Source organism: Nitrosomonas sp. HPC101 (genome assembly GCF_009833125.1).
GTDB lineage: Bacteria > Pseudomonadota > Gammaproteobacteria > Burkholderiales > Nitrosomonadaceae > Nitrosomonas.
Map to the genome: position 1 here is coordinate 1 of NZ_QRCC01000011.1, position 14,750 is coordinate 14,750.

Annotated in this window: 12 protein-coding genes and 1 pseudogene; 5 read left to right on the plus strand and 8 right to left on the minus strand. The window is 49.4% G+C overall.

Translation table 11 applies throughout. From position 1 onward, the window contains the following. Window positions 1-157, minus strand: a 157-nt coding sequence (locus ABO04_RS08800; protein WP_240141501.1) for an urea transporter, incomplete at its 3' end; no start/stop codon positions are given. A 340-nt stretch (window positions 158-497) separates the two neighbouring features. Here ABO04_RS08800 and ABO04_RS08805 point away from each other — a divergent pair. The 3 genes and pseudogenes from ABO04_RS08805 (at window position 498) to ABO04_RS08815 (ending at window position 2,809) form a co-directional block, all read left to right on the plus strand. Then, window positions 498-972: pseudogene (locus ABO04_RS08805) on the plus strand (recombinase family protein). Between the two features lie 110 nt (window positions 973-1,082). Further along, complete coding sequence (locus tag ABO04_RS08810) at window positions 1,083-1,658, plus strand: YceI family protein (protein WP_160810312.1); 576 nt, start codon at window positions 1,083-1,085, stop codon at window positions 1,656-1,658. Between the two features lie 218 nt (window positions 1,659-1,876). Further along, window positions 1,877-2,809, plus strand: coding sequence for a cytochrome c (locus ABO04_RS08815; protein WP_160810313.1), 933 nt, complete (start codon window positions 1,877-1,879; stop codon window positions 2,807-2,809). 40 nt (window positions 2,810-2,849) lie between these two features. Here ABO04_RS08815 and speE read toward each other — a convergent pair whose 3' ends face one another. From speE to ABO04_RS08850, 7 genes are all read right to left on the minus strand, one after another. Then, window positions 2,850-3,800 carry a polyamine aminopropyltransferase gene (speE, locus tag ABO04_RS08820; protein WP_160810380.1) on the minus strand — a complete coding sequence of 317 codons (951 nt, stop codon included), beginning with the start codon at window positions 3,798-3,800 and terminating at the stop codon, window positions 2,850-2,852. Beyond that, window positions 3,800-4,207 (minus strand): adenosylmethionine decarboxylase, encoded by a 408-nt coding sequence (gene speD / locus ABO04_RS08825; protein WP_160810314.1) that lies wholly within the window; start codon window positions 4,205-4,207, stop codon window positions 3,800-3,802. Before speD ends, speE begins: the two co-directional genes overlap by 1 nt. Before the next feature lie 558 nt (window positions 4,208-4,765). Then, the gene (locus ABO04_RS08830) at window positions 4,766-5,599 is read right to left on the minus strand and encodes a ParB/RepB/Spo0J family partition protein (RefSeq protein ID WP_160810315.1); all 834 of its coding nucleotides are present in this window, start codon (window positions 5,597-5,599) and stop codon (window positions 4,766-4,768) included. 51 nt (window positions 5,600-5,650) lie between these two features. After that, window positions 5,651-6,415, minus strand: a complete 765-nt coding sequence (locus ABO04_RS08835; protein ID WP_160810381.1) for a ParA family protein — start codon at window positions 6,413-6,415, stop codon at window positions 5,651-5,653. A gap of 63 nt (window positions 6,416-6,478) precedes the next feature. After that, window positions 6,479-7,123 (minus strand): 16S rRNA (guanine(527)-N(7))-methyltransferase RsmG, encoded by a 645-nt coding sequence (gene rsmG, locus ABO04_RS08840; RefSeq protein WP_160810316.1) that lies wholly within the window; start codon window positions 7,121-7,123, stop codon window positions 6,479-6,481. Beyond that, window positions 7,098-9,020 carry a tRNA uridine-5-carboxymethylaminomethyl(34) synthesis enzyme MnmG gene (gene mnmG, locus ABO04_RS08845; RefSeq protein ID WP_160810317.1) on the minus strand — a complete coding sequence of 641 codons (1,923 nt, stop codon included), beginning with the start codon at window positions 9,018-9,020 and terminating at the stop codon, window positions 7,098-7,100. The genes rsmG and mnmG overlap by 26 nt, the downstream gene beginning before the upstream one ends. A gap of 254 nt (window positions 9,021-9,274) precedes the next feature. Continuing rightward, window positions 9,275-9,949: an EcsC family protein gene (locus tag ABO04_RS08850; protein WP_160810318.1), complete on the minus strand. Its 675-nt coding sequence runs from the start codon at window positions 9,947-9,949 to the stop codon at window positions 9,275-9,277. Window positions 9,950-10,497: 548 nt separating this feature from the next. On the opposite strand from ABO04_RS08850, the gene mdoG reads away from it, so the two are divergent. Together mdoG and mdoH are read left to right on the plus strand one after the other, a co-directional pair. Beyond that, window positions 10,498-12,036, plus strand: a complete 1,539-nt coding sequence (gene mdoG, locus ABO04_RS08855; RefSeq protein WP_345853316.1) for a glucans biosynthesis protein MdoG — start codon at window positions 10,498-10,500, stop codon at window positions 12,034-12,036. After that, window positions 12,029-14,635, plus strand: coding sequence for a glucans biosynthesis glucosyltransferase MdoH (mdoH, locus tag ABO04_RS08860; protein WP_160810320.1), 2,607 nt, complete (start codon window positions 12,029-12,031; stop codon window positions 14,633-14,635). Before mdoG ends, mdoH begins: the two co-directional genes overlap by 8 nt. Window positions 14,636-14,750 lie beyond the last annotated feature (115 nt).

Sequence of the window (14,750 nt, forward strand, 5' to 3'; positions counted from 1 at the left end):
ACACCGCCGCCATGAACATCCAGCTGGTCAGGACAAATGGTGAAGTTGAGGCAGGAATATCATAAGGCTGCAGAATTCTCATCAAAGCTGCCAGTACTATAGTTGATAGTATCGAGGCAAGCACCACATACAACCAGAGTTGGGGAGAATTTTCCATTCAGATAAAGTCTTGCATTGCCGATGACGCAGTCACCTCTCAGATTCCCGATTTTTCATCTATTAATGTAGCAGCTCGCAATCAACTTTTGTCGACTCACGCTAATAAGTGAAAATGAAATTTGTCCTCATGATCGCGTTGAGCGCCCTGTTAGGGTATAACCTTAACAGGGCGTCAGGCTGCAAGGCACAAAAGCCGTCAGAATAGAGTATGAATCTCCATTCATTGACATTGCTGTATAAAGGTAATAAATTTCCATTGTACTTTTGGAAATGGTTTGTCAGATAAACGTATTGGTTATGTTCGAGTCAGTAGCTTTAACCCAAACCCGGAATGACAACTGGAAGGCATTCGGGTTGACCACACATTTACGGATAAGGCATCTGGCAAAGATACCCAGCGACCACAACTCGATATGTTGTTAAATTTTGTACGTGAGGATGATACGGTCGTCGTTCATAGTATGGATCGCCTGACACGTAACCTGGTAATTTACGTCGATTGCTTTAAGAGCTTACCGGTTGCGGTATCCGAGTCGAGTTTATCAAAGAAAAATTGATCTTTACCGGTGAAGATTCGCCAATGACTAACTTTACGTTGCCGATCATAGGATCTTTTGCCGAGTTCAAACGCGCGAAGGTATTGTACTTGCCAAACAACAAGGTACTTACCGAGGGCGTAAAAAATCGCTGAACGGCGAGCAGGTTGCAGAAATAAAGCGAAGAGTCATAGAAGGTGAACAAAAAGCACTGATCGCCCGCAACTTAGGCATCAGCCGTGAAACGTTATACCAGTATCTGAAAACGGCAGACTGAAAATATCAATTCCGTATTTAATCTCTGCGGGTTCAGATACGCTGTGTACAAGCCGCTGACAGGTGTTCGATGCCTGCCACACAATACAACAACCAAAACGGATTACGACCATGAAAAAACTCATTCTTGCATTACTTCTGATCAGCGCTGTCAGCACAACGGCCTTTGCCAGCACTGACACCTATGTGCTGGACCCTAACCACACCAACGCACGCTTTGCCATTGGTCACTTCGGCACCAGTACCAACCACGGCGGTTTTTATAATCTGACCGGAGAGATCCGCATCGACAACAAAAACCAGACCGGCGCTATGACAATCGTCATCCCCGTCGCCAGCATCAACAGCGGCAACCAGCAATTTGACGATCACCTCAAGCATGCCGATCTGTTCAATGCTGAACAATTTCCACAAATGACTTTTACCAGCACACAATGGAAATTTGTCGATGGCAAGCCACAAACCATCATCGGCAACCTGGAACTACTGGGAAAAACGCACCCAGTCACCCTCAACAGTACCCGGTTCAACTGCTATGAAAGCCCAATGTTTGATGGTGCCACGGTTTGTGGCGGTGACTTTGAAGCAACCATTGACCGCACCCAATGGGGCATGAATTTTATGGTCGATGCTGGCATCCCAAAAGAAGTCAAACTCAGCATCCAGGTTGAAGCGGTAAAGCAGTAACCAGAAATCAGCGGACAGGTGTCACAACCAACTCTCATTCTGCCACGAGCGATAAGTAAAAGCATCGAAGAGACGTGGCGGGCAACACTCAAATAGGGCATTGGATTGGGTGGCATCTCCAAAAGCAGCGGTTGGTCGTGTCTGCCATAGCGTTGCTGCTTCTAGGCACCGTTAAAATGGAGGGATTACCGATTGAGTAACTGAAGTTTTCAGGACAAATGAAATACAATCGCAAAAATGCTTTCGACTGGCGATACGGTCAATGCCTGCGTATCGCGTCACGCTGTGGATATTTCATATTGAGTGCATGCCTGATGATCGGCCTGATCAATCCGGTTTACGCACAAGCCAATACAATTGGTATCTTCATCGAATTCAAAAATGAGGATGGATACGTCAGATCCCTGAAACCGGAAGCATTCAATACCTTCTCCAGGCAAACAATATTAAGCGTTTTTGAAGTACACGAACGCAGAGAACGCCAGTATAAAGTTTATCCTGTACAGCCGATCTTTGACCAGATATTCGGCCCACGCTGGCGAGCCGCAGATGAAATCATTTTCACTTGCAAGGATGGCTATCAGCCCAGTATTCCAGTTGCAAAATTTCTCGCTTATGATGCCTATTTCGCTGTTGCCCGTGCAGATGATGCTCCTTTTACACTCAACAACGCGCTCCAGAATCATGAGGCTGCGGAATTAGGGCCGGCTTACCTGATCTGGGACAATCTGAAATCTCCCATCCTGCTTGAGGAAGGTGCTTCCGATATGCCCTACCAGATCATCGGCATTGAGCTCGTTTCTTTTGCAACCCGTTTCCCGGGGATGTTTCCACCCGCAGGCACATCTGCGGAGACAAAACGTGGTTTTCTGCATTTCCGCAAATATTGCATGGCGTGCCATACGATCAATGGTCAGGGAGGTGGCAAGGCACCCGAGCTGAATTACCCGGTCAGCGTGACCGAATACTTCAAGCCCGAGTACTTGAGACGTTGGATAGATGATCCAGCCAGTCTGCGTTACAACACAACCATGCCGGCACTGGCGGCAGAAATACCAGAGCGGGAGAAGGTTATAGCGGAAATTATTGCTTATCTGACTGCCATGAGCGCGGTGAAACATATCCATCCCGCAAAAAACAGCAAAAAATAACTCTATTCCTGCTGCTGGCAGCTACGTACGGTGCGTGTTTTCAGGCCGGGATGACAGCAATATCAGGCAGTGATGCGGGGTCGTTGATTCCTTCAAGTATTTCACCCCGGTGAATAGGCTTAACCGGATGCTGCAGAATTTTATGTACGAAATTAGGCAACGCAAGCAGGGCATGGTGCATCGCGCCGTTGTAAAGCTGCAAATCCTGCAATCCATATTGATCCAGGCGTGCATCAACCGCCAGCGAACTCAAGAGGAGAGGATCAATTTCATCAGAAGCCATGGCCATACACCATAACGTACCGTAGAGCGGAACATACTGCAGATAGGGCCGGACAATAGCAAACACCTCCCGTAATGAAGCGGCAACTCTTGCCATGGATGTTTGCAGATGAATGGGGGATCCAATATGCAGTGAAATCACTCCGCCTGGATTCAAGATCTTCTGGCAGGCGCGATAAAATTCAACTGTGTAAAGATCGGTCGCCGGCCCGAACGGGTCTGTCAAATCAAGAAGGATCTGATCGAAGCGCTCGGTACCCTTTTCAATGAAAGGAAGTGCGTCACCCAGACGCAACTCAAGGCGCGGATCGTCAAACGCGCCCTGATGAATGGCCGGCAACCATTCCTGCGCCATCCGGATAACCTCGCTATCCAACTCGGCCAGCACCAGACGTTCCAACCCGGGATATTTGAGCAACTCTTCCGCTGCGCCACCATCACCTCCGCCTACAATCAGGGCTTGACGCACTCTGCCATGGCTGATTGCCGGCAGATGCACCATCGGTTCGTGGTAAAAAAACTCGTCACGCTCCGAAGTCATGAAACAATCGTCAATACGCATCACCCGGCCAAACAATGGGTTTTCTAAAATTTCAATTTTCTGCCAGGCTGAATTTACCTTTGCCAGTTGCCGGCTTTCACGTAAATAAAAACCAAAATCAGGACTCAAACGCTCCGCTACGTAGCGCGCCCTGCCGGATTCTTCCATCACGCACGCTCGACCCGATGCAGATGTGGATCGGCCGGATTAAAGGCTGCCAGAATGCTATCGAACAGCTGCTGTGCCTTGGGGCGATTGTCGGATGAATAGTTACAGACATACACATCCAGCGTCACGTAACCGGATTCTGGCCAGGTGTGTATGGATAAATGGGATTCTGCCAAGACCACTACACCGGTCACCCCCCCTCCTTCACCAAAACTGTAAAAAAGACTGCCCACTATGGTTAAACCTGCTGCAATTACATGCTGCTTACAGAGTGCTTCCAGAAAGCCAGCATCCAGCATCAAACGTTCATCACATGAACAACCGTATAAATCACCTATCAAATGCAAACCCGTTGCACTACGTTTAGTAGTAGGTAGTATAGATGTGGCGGTAATCATAGTATTCATGAATATAACTCCCCTTTCTTTTACATGGTCCGCGAAACCGGCAAACTGTTTTTTTGCGGTGCGAAATCCGCTATCCGCGGCGCTTACACATTGTGTAGTCTTTTGGCGTGTGAATACGACTGGCAGGCGTGTCGTCGGTGATCAAGTTGCCAAGCCTTCATTTCTTCATTTTACTGTCACATAACCCTGCGATAATCTGTTCAAGATTTAAACGGGTTCTAGACAAGCAACGTTGGCTACCCTCTGTCCGGCCAGGAAAGTTTTTAAACCGTTGATTATAACGCTCAAACTAGCCGAAACAAACACCACATACCTAAAAAGCAGGTAATACAGCCACAATCGGCTGAATATCTGCCATTTATGGCTCGATCTGCCATCAACTCAGAAACCACAGCTGGACACTCATCAATCTTTATTTGGAAACTCTGGCAGATAATAAGCTGCTGCTTTTGCTCATTGCCTGGTTGTACTGCTCCTCACTGTAAAAAATAACCATGTCTCTTCCGGAAGAGCTGGTTGATGATTCTGATCGATATTTCATCGATGCTGAACAGGTTCTCAGAACTTCGCAAGAATCCCGTCCAGCTGTTCAAGACTGGCGTAATGGATGATGACATTGCCGGCACCTTTTTTCCCTTGCCTGATGACGACATTGGCACCCAGTCGTGCAGACATATCCTCCTGCAGCCGTAACAAATCCCGATCCGGAAATGACTGCTTTCTTGCAGAAGATGCCTGACTTATTCGCTTGAGCAGATTCTCAGTTTCGCGCACGGACAGCTGCCTTTGCATGATCAGATGTGCAATTTCCAGTTGTTTCCCGGCCTCCAGCGCAAGCAGGGCACGTCCGTGCCCCATATCGATTTTTCCCTGCATAATCAGATCCTGTACTGGCGCAGCCAGATTGAGCAGACGCAGCAAATTTGAAATCGTGCTGCGTGAGTACCCCAGCGCCTGCCCGGCAATCTGGTGGGTCATACCGAATTCTTCGATCAGGCGCTGAATACCCAACGCAGCCTCCAGAGGATTGAGATCTTCGCGCTGGATATTTTCGATCAGGGAAAGTGCAAGCGCGGATTCATCCGGTACTTCGCGCACAATGGCCGGAATCTGCTCCAGCCCGGCAATGCGGGCGGCACGCCAACGCCGTTCCCCGGCAATAATTTCATAACCCTCTGCAACCAGCGGACGCACCAGTATTGGCTGCATAATTCCCTGTGCTTTGATTGATTCTGCCAGATCATGCAGGGATGTTTCATCCATCCTTGTCCGGGGCTGGTATTTTCCAGCCTGCAACAGATCCACAGCGAGATTCTGCAGAGAATCCGCTTTCTGGGAATTATCCGCCAGCAGCGCGTCCAAACCTCGCCCCAATCCTTTAGGCTTTGCCATAGTCACTATACAAAATAAAAATATTCATAGATATTCCGGCAAGATCAGCAATCAGCCAGCTGCCGTCAGAATTTCGTTGGCCAATTCAAGATAAGCCCGGGCACCTCGGGACTGCCGATCATGATAAAGCACCGGCAATCCAAATCCCGGTGCCTCCGCCAACCGGATATTGCGGGGAATGATGGTCTGATAAACCTTGTTGCCAAAGTGTTGTTTCAACTGATCGGATACCTGTTGCGCCAGCAGATTGCGTGGATCAAACATAGTTCGCAACAGGCCTTCTATCCGGATAGAAGGATTAAAACTCGTCCGCACCCTTTTAATGGTATTAACCAGATCACTCAGCCCTTCCAATGCATAATACTCGCATTGCATGGGGATGATAACGGCATACGCCGCACACAGTCCGTTCAGTGTCAGCAGATTCAGCGCAGGAGGGCAATCAATCAGAATAAAATCATAATCCGCCTGTACGGCCTGCAAAGCCTTCTTCAATCGGGATTCGCGCTGTTCCAGCGACACCATTTCCACTTCTGCGCCAGCCAGTTCCTGATTGGCCGGAAGCAGGTCATATTTTCCCGGTTGTGTCGATAAGCGCACTTCAGCAGCAGTGTGTTCGCCGAGCAGTATCTGATAAACAGTCCGATCCAGCAGACGTTTTTCCACACCGCTTCCCATGGTCGTATTACCCTGCGGATCCAGATCAACCAGCAATACCCGCTTGCCGATATTTGCCAGGCTGGCAGCCAGATTAATACTGGTCGTTGTCTTACCTACCCCTCCTTTCTGGTTGGCAATGGCAAGTATCCTGACCATTGAATTACGTTTCCATACCGGCAACAGGATTATAGAATGCACTTATATTCCATTCGATAACCCTCATTCGGGACAGTATTGCATCACAACCAGATGGCGCTTGGCTTTCAGACCGGGCACCGTAACCGGAATAATCTGTTCAACGGAAAACTCCGGAGGCAGTTGCATCAACTCCATATCCGGGAATGCCCCTTTCATGGCAACAAATCGGCAATCACTCCTGTTGTTCGCACACAAGTGCCTGGACAAGTTCATGAAACGCTCGAGACTGGAAAACGCGCGCGATATCACCGTATCCACCTTGGTATCCAGCTTTGTTTTTTCCACGCGTTCCTGCCTGATCGATATATTCGGGACATTCAGCTCAACCGCAACTTGCTGCAGGAAAGCTGCTTTTTTCTGATTGCTTTCTATCAACACCACTTGCCATTCAGGACGAGCCAGCGCAATCGGAATACCCGGTAAACCGGCGCCACTGCCAACATCAACAACATGTGGCCCACCGATATGTGGTAATGCAACCAGGCTATCCAGCATATGCCGTGTAATCATCGATTCGAGATTGCTGACTGAAGTCAGATTATGGGTACTGTTCCACTTTGTGATGAGCTCCATGTAGCGCAACAACTGGCTGCTCAGGTGCTCTGTGTTAGCGGACAATCCCGAAATTGCCTCCAGACCTTCATACAACTGTTTTTCCAGACTCATGTGTTTCTTCCTGTTTAGCTGTCCGGCGTGCCATACCACGCTTCAGATGTACCAGCAATAAAGATATGGCCGCCGGTGTAATGCCGGAAATCCGCGTTGCCTGGCCGATTGTTTCCGGTTGATATTGGTTAAGTTTCTGTGTGGCTTCGCTGGAAAGTCCACGCACGGCGCTGTAATCCAGGTTTTTTGGCAAAATCATGGCTTCGTGCTGCGCATGGCGCACCACCTCCTGTCTTTGTCGTTCTATGTAGCCTTCATATTTGACATCGATTTCCACCTGCTGGGCAATCTGACCATCGACCACAGGCTGCTCCACCATTTCAGACAATGACATCAGCTCCACATAGCCGATGCCAGGGCGCCGCAACAAATCGTACAGCGAATACGAACGATCGTCGGCTGATTGATCCGATGTGTGCAATTTATTTAAGGCACTGGCAAAAACCCAGGTACTACGCAATCTTGTTTTTTCAATTTCAATAGCTACGCGTTTAGCAGCAAAGGCCTGCCAGCGTGCTTCACTTACCAACCCCAGCCGATACCCGGTTTCAGTCAATCGTATATCTGCGTTGTCTTCCCTCAATTGCAAACGAAATTCGGCACGGCTGGTGAACATACGATATGGCTCTGTTACACCACGGGTCACCAGATCATCCACCAGCACACCGAGATAAGCCTCGTCACGATGTGGACACCAAGGCTCCTGCCCTCTTATCTTGAGACTGGCATTCAAACCTGCAAGCAACCCCTGAGCAGCGGCTTCCTCATACCCGGTAGTACCGTTGATCTGTCCCGCAAAGAACAATCCGTCGATTGCTTTTGTCTCCAGAGATCTTTTGAGCGCTCGCGGATCGAAATAATCGTATTCGATCGCATAACCCGGCCGGGTAATATGGGCATTCTCCAACCCCGCGATGGAACGCACCAGCTCAACCTGCACATCGAAAGGCAGACTCGTTGAAATCCCGTTTGGATAAATTTCGCTGGTTTCCAGACCTTCCGGTTCCAGAAAAACAGTATGCGCATCTCTGTCAGCAAAGCGCACCACCTTGTCTTCAATCGATGGACAGTAACGCGGCCCGATGCCTTCTATTTTCCCGGTGTACAGGGGCGATCGATCCAGCCCGGTGCGAATGATTTCATGAGTTTTCTCATTGGTGCGCGTCATCCAGCATGACACCTGGCGTGGATGCTGCGCACCATTGCCCAGAAACGAAAACACCGGTATCGGCTCATCTCCCGGCTGCTCGCGTAAAACCTGGAAATTAATGGTCCGCGCATCAATCCGAGGGGGAGTGCCAGTTTTAAGCCTGCCAACCGACAAGTCCATTTCACGCAAGCGATGCGCAAGCCTGATTGATGCAGGATCGCCTGCTCTGCCTGCCTGAAAATTCTGGTCACCGACATGCGCCAGCCCCCCCAGAAACGTGCCGACCGTCAACACTACGGCGCGCGCCGAGAAAGTCATTCCAAGATGGGTAACAACACCTGTAATCCTGTCCCCATGCAGCAACAGATCATCAACAGTGGATTGCAATATCAGCAGATCAGGTTGTGCTTCCAGCCGTTTGCGTATGGCCTGACGATACAGCACACGATCAGCCTGAGCACGGGTTGCCCGAACCGCAGGGCCTTTGCTTGAATTCAGTATACGAAACTGAATGCCTGCTTCATCGATTGCCGCAGCCATGGCTCCACCCAGTGCATCAATTTCCTTTACCAGATGCCCTTTGCCGATCCCTCCGATTGACGGATTGCACGACATTTGCCCCAACGTATCCAGATTTTGCGTCAAGAGCAATGTTTTCCGGCCCGTCCGCGCCGCTGCCAGAGCAGCTTCCGTCCCGGCATGTCCGCCGCCCACAACGATGATGTCAAAATCTTTTGAAGAATGCATAAGCAGGATTTGCTGGTTACGCAGCGTATCTGAGTAAATTCAGACAACTGCATGATCAGAATTACCAATGGAATTAACGATATTTTATCCTAAAAACTGCATTCGGCCACGTACAAGCACCTGCAAACCCGTCCTCGATCATGGCCCTCTACACCTTACCGCCGTGTTCTTCGCTGATATGCGCTGCTGTGGCAAGACGCTCAACAGTGAAAAACGGTTTGATTGTCTGTCAATAGCGTCAACCAGATAAATTATCAGACAACCGAGTCGGTCACCGAGAAAAAATCCCTTGCCTTTGTCCCGACATACCAGGTCAACCCTTTGTTGGCAGAAAAACCAATGACTACGCCAACACCAAATGGAATAGCCTTTCTTGCAGCTTTCTTTGTGAAAGCTATTCCAGCTTTCCTGAATATTTCCTGTAGGGTTTGAAAAGGTGCCTCATTCAGATATTGTTGCATCATCTTGACGGATGCTTTTTTGCTGGATTCTTTCCCGCCTACCTTCGTCATTTCACTGATCGCGCCGAGCCCCGCAATCATTAAACAAAGGCGTTTTTCTTCCTCTATTGTAATGTCACGGCCGTAAATCGTTGCAATGGCCATTGTCATTTCAATTTGATATTTCATGGAAAGAGCTGCATTGGCTGTTGCACCGCCGAATGTAGCCAGAACAGTGCCAAGTCCAGGGATTGCCCCTGTAAGAGCAGTCGTTCCACCAACAAAGGCGGTATAGTAAGAATAGTTTGAGATGATTTTATCAGCAGCGTAAGTATTGATCTCATCTTCCGAACGATCACTCCCGTACCGGGTTACATATTTCTCCTTGAGTTGGAGCGCCTCCTTTCTGATAGAAGCAGGCTCTGCGAGAACAAGCTCGACTGCTTTCAGAAGGATTGGTTTGTCATTAACTTCAATGACTTTTGACATGTCATACCTCCTTACGTTTTTGCCGTCGCCTAATGTTGCGCTCTGCGGCCAATCGGGAGTGCAGTGGATAATTTATCCGACAGTGGTGCATTGCTCATTAAGGAACCTCTGCAAAACCACCTGTGTTGTCATTTTTTCGTTAAGAATCAACTTAAAATGCTCACTTATCACGTATAAACTCCACTTTTCGCTGATTCTGCCTTGAACTGACCACCTCGCTAACGGTTTCCAGAGGTTCCTTAACAGCTCACAAATACTACTTTAAATTGGTCGGGTGTTTTCGTTCATTAATGATGCGATAACGTAGTCTTCATCCAGAAAATCCGGGATTTTGAACAGATTCCCAGAACTGATCCAGATCAAGCCTGTCGAAGCCGCAGGTAGTGCATATCTTTTGATGAACTCCATGCGAACGGCTTCTGAACGAGCAAATAAAAATTGATACCAGCCAGTAGCAGCTTGGATTATCCGAGTTTTCATTACGAATGGACCGAATCAAATCAATTAATCACATAAAAAAGAACAGACTGATGAAACATAAACCACAAATGATAAAAATGTGTTGGTTAAGTACAGCAGTAATGTTATTAACCCTGTATACCCCGTCGACCTGGGCCTTTAATATTGATGATGTCGCAAAAAAGGCTCAATTATTAGCCAGCCAAAGCTATGAAACGCCTGAAAGCAACTTGCCTTCCATTTTCCGCGATATGAAATATGCGGATTATCAACAGATCCAGTTTAACCATGATAAAGCTTACTGGAGTCAGCTGAATACTTCATTCAAGCTTGAGTTTTACCACCAGGGCATGTATTTCGATACACCGGTTGAGATTAATGAAGTCACTGCTACATCGGTACATAAAATCGAATATAACCCTGATTATTTCAATTTCGGCAATGTCCCGCATGACAAGGATGCGGTGAAAGATCTTGGTTTTGCGGGCTTCAAAGTACTCTATCCGATCAATAGCAAAGACAAAAACGATGAAATTGTCAGCATACTCGGTGCCAGCTATTTCCGCGCGATCGGCGCGGGGCAGGTGTACGGTCTTTCCGCACGCGGCCTGGCTATCGATACTGCTCTGCCTTCCGGCGAAGAGTTTCCCCGGTTCCGAGAATTCTGGATCGAACGGCCTGAACCGACTGACAGGAACCTGACGATTTATGCACTGCTGGATTCCCCGCGCGCAACAGGTGCTTATCGGTTTATCATCATCCCGGATCGCGATATCGTGGTCGATGTCCAATCAAAAATCTATCTGCGCGACACAGTCGGCAAGCTCGGCATTGCACCGCTGACGAGCATGTTCCTGTTTGGCTCTAACCAGCCCTCTCCGATGGCAAATTTCCGTCCCGAGTTACATGATTCTAACGGCCTCTCCATTCTCACCGGTAATGGAGAATGGATCTGGCGTCCGCTGAATAACCCGGAACGCCTGGCTATCAGCAGCTTCTCCATGGAGAATCCACAAGGCTTTGGCCTGCTGCAACGTGGCCACCAGTTCGCACGTTTTGAAGATCTGGATGATCGTTATGATCTACGCCCAAGTGCATGGATAACGCCGGAAGGAGAATGGGGTAAAGGCAACATCGAGCTGGTGGAAATTCCGACCAACGACGAAACCAACGACAACATTGTCGCTTTCTGGACGCCGGATCAACTACCGGAAGCGGGCAAAGAAATAAACTTCAATTACACCATCAGCTTCAGCCACGACGAGGAAAAACTGCATGCACCGGATAACGCATACGTCATGCAGACACTGCGTTCAACGGGCGATGTAAAACAATCGAATCTTATTCGTCAACCTGATGGCACGATTGCCTTCATCATCGATTTCACGGGCGAGGAAATGAAAAAACTACCTCAGGATACGCCCGTTGCAGCTCAGGTCAGTATCGATGACAACGGTACGATCGTCGAGAGCAGCGTGCGTTATAACCCGGTTATTAAAGGCTGGCGTCTGACACTACGTACAGAAGTGAAGGATGTGAAAAAAATCACTGAGATGCGCGCTGCATTAGTCAATGGTGACCAGACGTTGAGTGAAACCTGGAGCTATCAGCTACCTGCCGATGAATAAAGTCACTGAATATATTGACGCGCTGCCGCTGACTGACGCCGAGAAAGCAGCACTGCCAACAACGAACATTCGCATCCTGCATGAGGCACTGAATCCTGAGCATCACGACTATGCGCGTGAAGATGATTTACCACTGGGGTCCGCGAAAACCCGGCTTGAGCAGAGTTGGCCCGACTCTCTGGTTCACGGACAACTGACTCAGGATGACGAGGGACGCACGCAACTGGCGGCAATGCCCCAAACGACCCGCTCACCGATATCGCCGGATCCGTGGCACACCAATCCGATTGGCCGATTCTGGGATTATCTGCGTGGACGCAATGACACATCACATCATCTATCACGGCTGACCGAAGAAGAGCAGGTTCACGAACAAAAATGGAACACCGTTGGCACCATTCGCCGCTACATTCTGCTACTGCTGACGTTATCGCAGACCGCGCTGGCAACCTGGTATATGAAAACCATCCTTCCTTATCAAGGTTGGTCACTGATCAATCCGATCGATATGATCGATCAGGACGCATGGATATCGTTCATGCAGCTGTTGCCTTATATATTGCAAAGCGGCATTTTGATCCTCTTCGCCATTCTCTTCTGCTGGATATCTGCCGGTTTCTGGACCGCGCTGATGGGTTTTCTGCAACTGCTGATCGGTAAAGACAAGTACAGTATTTCCGCATCGCTGGCACGAAAAGATGTACCACTCAATCCCGAACACCGTACGGCATTGATCATGCCTATCTGCAATGAAGATGTGGATCGCGTATTCGCGGGATTGCGCGCGACCTGGGAATCTGTAAAAGCGACAAATCAGCAACAGCACTTCGATATCTACATCCTGAGCGACAGCTACAACCCGGATATCTGCGTTGCAGAACAGAAAGCGTGGATAGAATTGCTTGCAGACGTTCAGGATGAAGGCCAGATATTCTATCGCCGTCGCGGCCGCCGCGTAAAACGCAAGAGCGGCAACATTGACGATTTCTGCCGTCGTTGGGGCAGTCAGTACAGCTACATGGTGGTACTGGATGCGGATTCGGTGATGTCAGGAGAATGCCTGACCAGCCTGGTGCGCCTGATGGAAGCCAACCCGAATGCAGGTATCATTCAGTCGTGGCCCAGAGCTTCAGGCATGGATACCTTCTACGCCCGCTGCCAGCAGTTTGCAACCCGTGTTTACGGACCGCTGTTTACTGCCGGTCTGCATTTCTGGCAATTAGGAGAATCGCACTACTGGGGCCACAACGCCATTATCCGTGTGCAACCATTTATCGAACACTGTACGCTGGCGCTACTACCGGGTGAAGGCACTTTCGCAGGCTCTATTCTCTCTCACGATTTTGTAGAAGCAGCATTAATGCGCCGTGCCGGATGGGGTGTATGGATTGCTTACGATCTGCCAGGCTCTTATGAAGAACTGCCGCCGAACCTGCTGGATGAGCTTAAGCGCGACCGCCGATGGTGTCACGGCAACCTGATGAATTTTCGCCTGTTCCTGGTGAAAGGCTTGCATCCGGTACACCGTGCGGTGTTCCTGACCGGCGTGATGTCCTATCTTTCCGCGCCACTGTGGTTTATGTTCCTTGCACTTTCCACCGCCCTGCAAGTAGTACATGCACTCACGGAACCGCATTACTTTCTGCAACCGCACCAGCTGTTTCCAGTGTGGCCGCAGTGGCAGCCGGAACTGGCGATCACGCTGCTAGCCTCAACCCTGGTCCTGCTGTTTTTGCCCAAGTTTCTGAGTATTTTGCTCATTTGGTGCAAGGGGACGAAAGAATATGGTGGATTTATTCGCGTCACGATCTCCATGTTACTGGAAGTACTGCTCTCAGTACTGCTGGCGCCGGTACGTATGCTATTCCACACTGTGTTCGTAGTCAGTGCATTTCTTGGCTGGAAGGTAACGTGGAAATCGCCACAACGCGATAATGGTTCCACCTCATGGTGCGAAGCCTTTATGCGCCATGGCTCTCAACTGTTGCTGGGGTTGGTTTGGGCCATAGGAATGGCGTGGCTTGATCTGCGCTTCCTGTTCTGGCTGGCACCTATCGTATTCTCGCTGATTCTGTCACCGTTTGTCTCGGTCATTTCCAGTCGCCCGTCTGTTGGCCTGTGGGCCAAACGCTGGAAGCTATTCCTGATCCCGGAAGAGTATTCGCCACCGAAGGTATTGGTCAATACAAACAACTATCTAGCGATGAACCGCAGCCGCACACTGGGCGATGGCTTTATGCATGCTGTATTTCATCCATCGCTCAATGCGCTGGCAACAGCAATAGCTACCGCGCGCCATCGCAAGAACAAAATGCTCGAAACTGCCCGCAACGATCATATCAAGCAAGCGTTAAATGAACCTCCTGATAAACTCGACCGCGAGTGTCGTCTGGCGCTGTTGAGTGATCCGGTCATCATGTCGCGGCTACATTACCGCGTATGGGCAATGCCGGAAAAATACGCTTCGTGGGTGGATTATTATCAGCAACTGACGCTAAATCCGTTAACACTGAAACAACGCGAGCCAAACATCGAAGAGAAAATTGGCTACACGGAATCAATTGCTCAAATTGATGCGGCTCTCCCCAACATACCCTGATGTAACGCTAACGGGCAGATCAGTACTGTACTTTCGGCTCTCCAGCGACTGAAAAGAACGATGCAGCGCAGTAATCACTGATAAGGAAACCCGAACTCAACACCACAGTCCGTCC

What these genes read in the sequence shown, in the direction of transcription:
- ABO04_RS08810 (WP_160810312.1), top strand. Translation starts at nt 1,083, where the DNA reads ATGAAAAAACTCATTCTTGCATTACTTCTGATCAGCGCTGTCAGCACA.
- ABO04_RS08815 (WP_160810313.1), top strand. Translation starts at nt 1,877, where the DNA reads ATGAAATACAATCGCAAAAATGCTTTCGACTGGCGATACGGTCAATGC.
- speE (WP_160810380.1), bottom strand. Translation starts at nt 3,800, where the DNA reads ATGGAAGAATCCGGCAGGGCGCGCTACGTAGCGGAGCGTTTGAGTCCT.
- speD (WP_160810314.1), bottom strand. Translation starts at nt 4,207, where the DNA reads ATGAATACTATGATTACCGCCACATCTATACTACCTACTACTAAACGT.
- ABO04_RS08830 (WP_160810315.1), bottom strand. Translation starts at nt 5,599, where the DNA reads ATGGCAAAGCCTAAAGGATTGGGGCGAGGTTTGGACGCGCTGCTGGCG.
- ABO04_RS08835 (WP_160810381.1), bottom strand. Translation starts at nt 6,415, where the DNA reads ATGGTCAGGATACTTGCCATTGCCAACCAGAAAGGAGGGGTAGGTAAG.
- rsmG (WP_160810316.1), bottom strand. Translation starts at nt 7,123, where the DNA reads ATGAGTCTGGAAAAACAGTTGTATGAAGGTCTGGAGGCAATTTCGGGA.
- mnmG (WP_160810317.1), bottom strand. Translation starts at nt 9,020, where the DNA reads ATGCATTCTTCAAAAGATTTTGACATCATCGTTGTGGGCGGCGGACAT.
- ABO04_RS08850 (WP_160810318.1), bottom strand. Translation starts at nt 9,949, where the DNA reads ATGTCAAAAGTCATTGAAGTTAATGACAAACCAATCCTTCTGAAAGCA.
- mdoG (WP_345853316.1), top strand. Translation starts at nt 10,498, where the DNA reads ATGATAAAAATGTGTTGGTTAAGTACAGCAGTAATGTTATTAACCCTG.
- mdoH (WP_160810320.1), top strand. Translation starts at nt 12,029, where the DNA reads ATGAATAAAGTCACTGAATATATTGACGCGCTGCCGCTGACTGACGCC.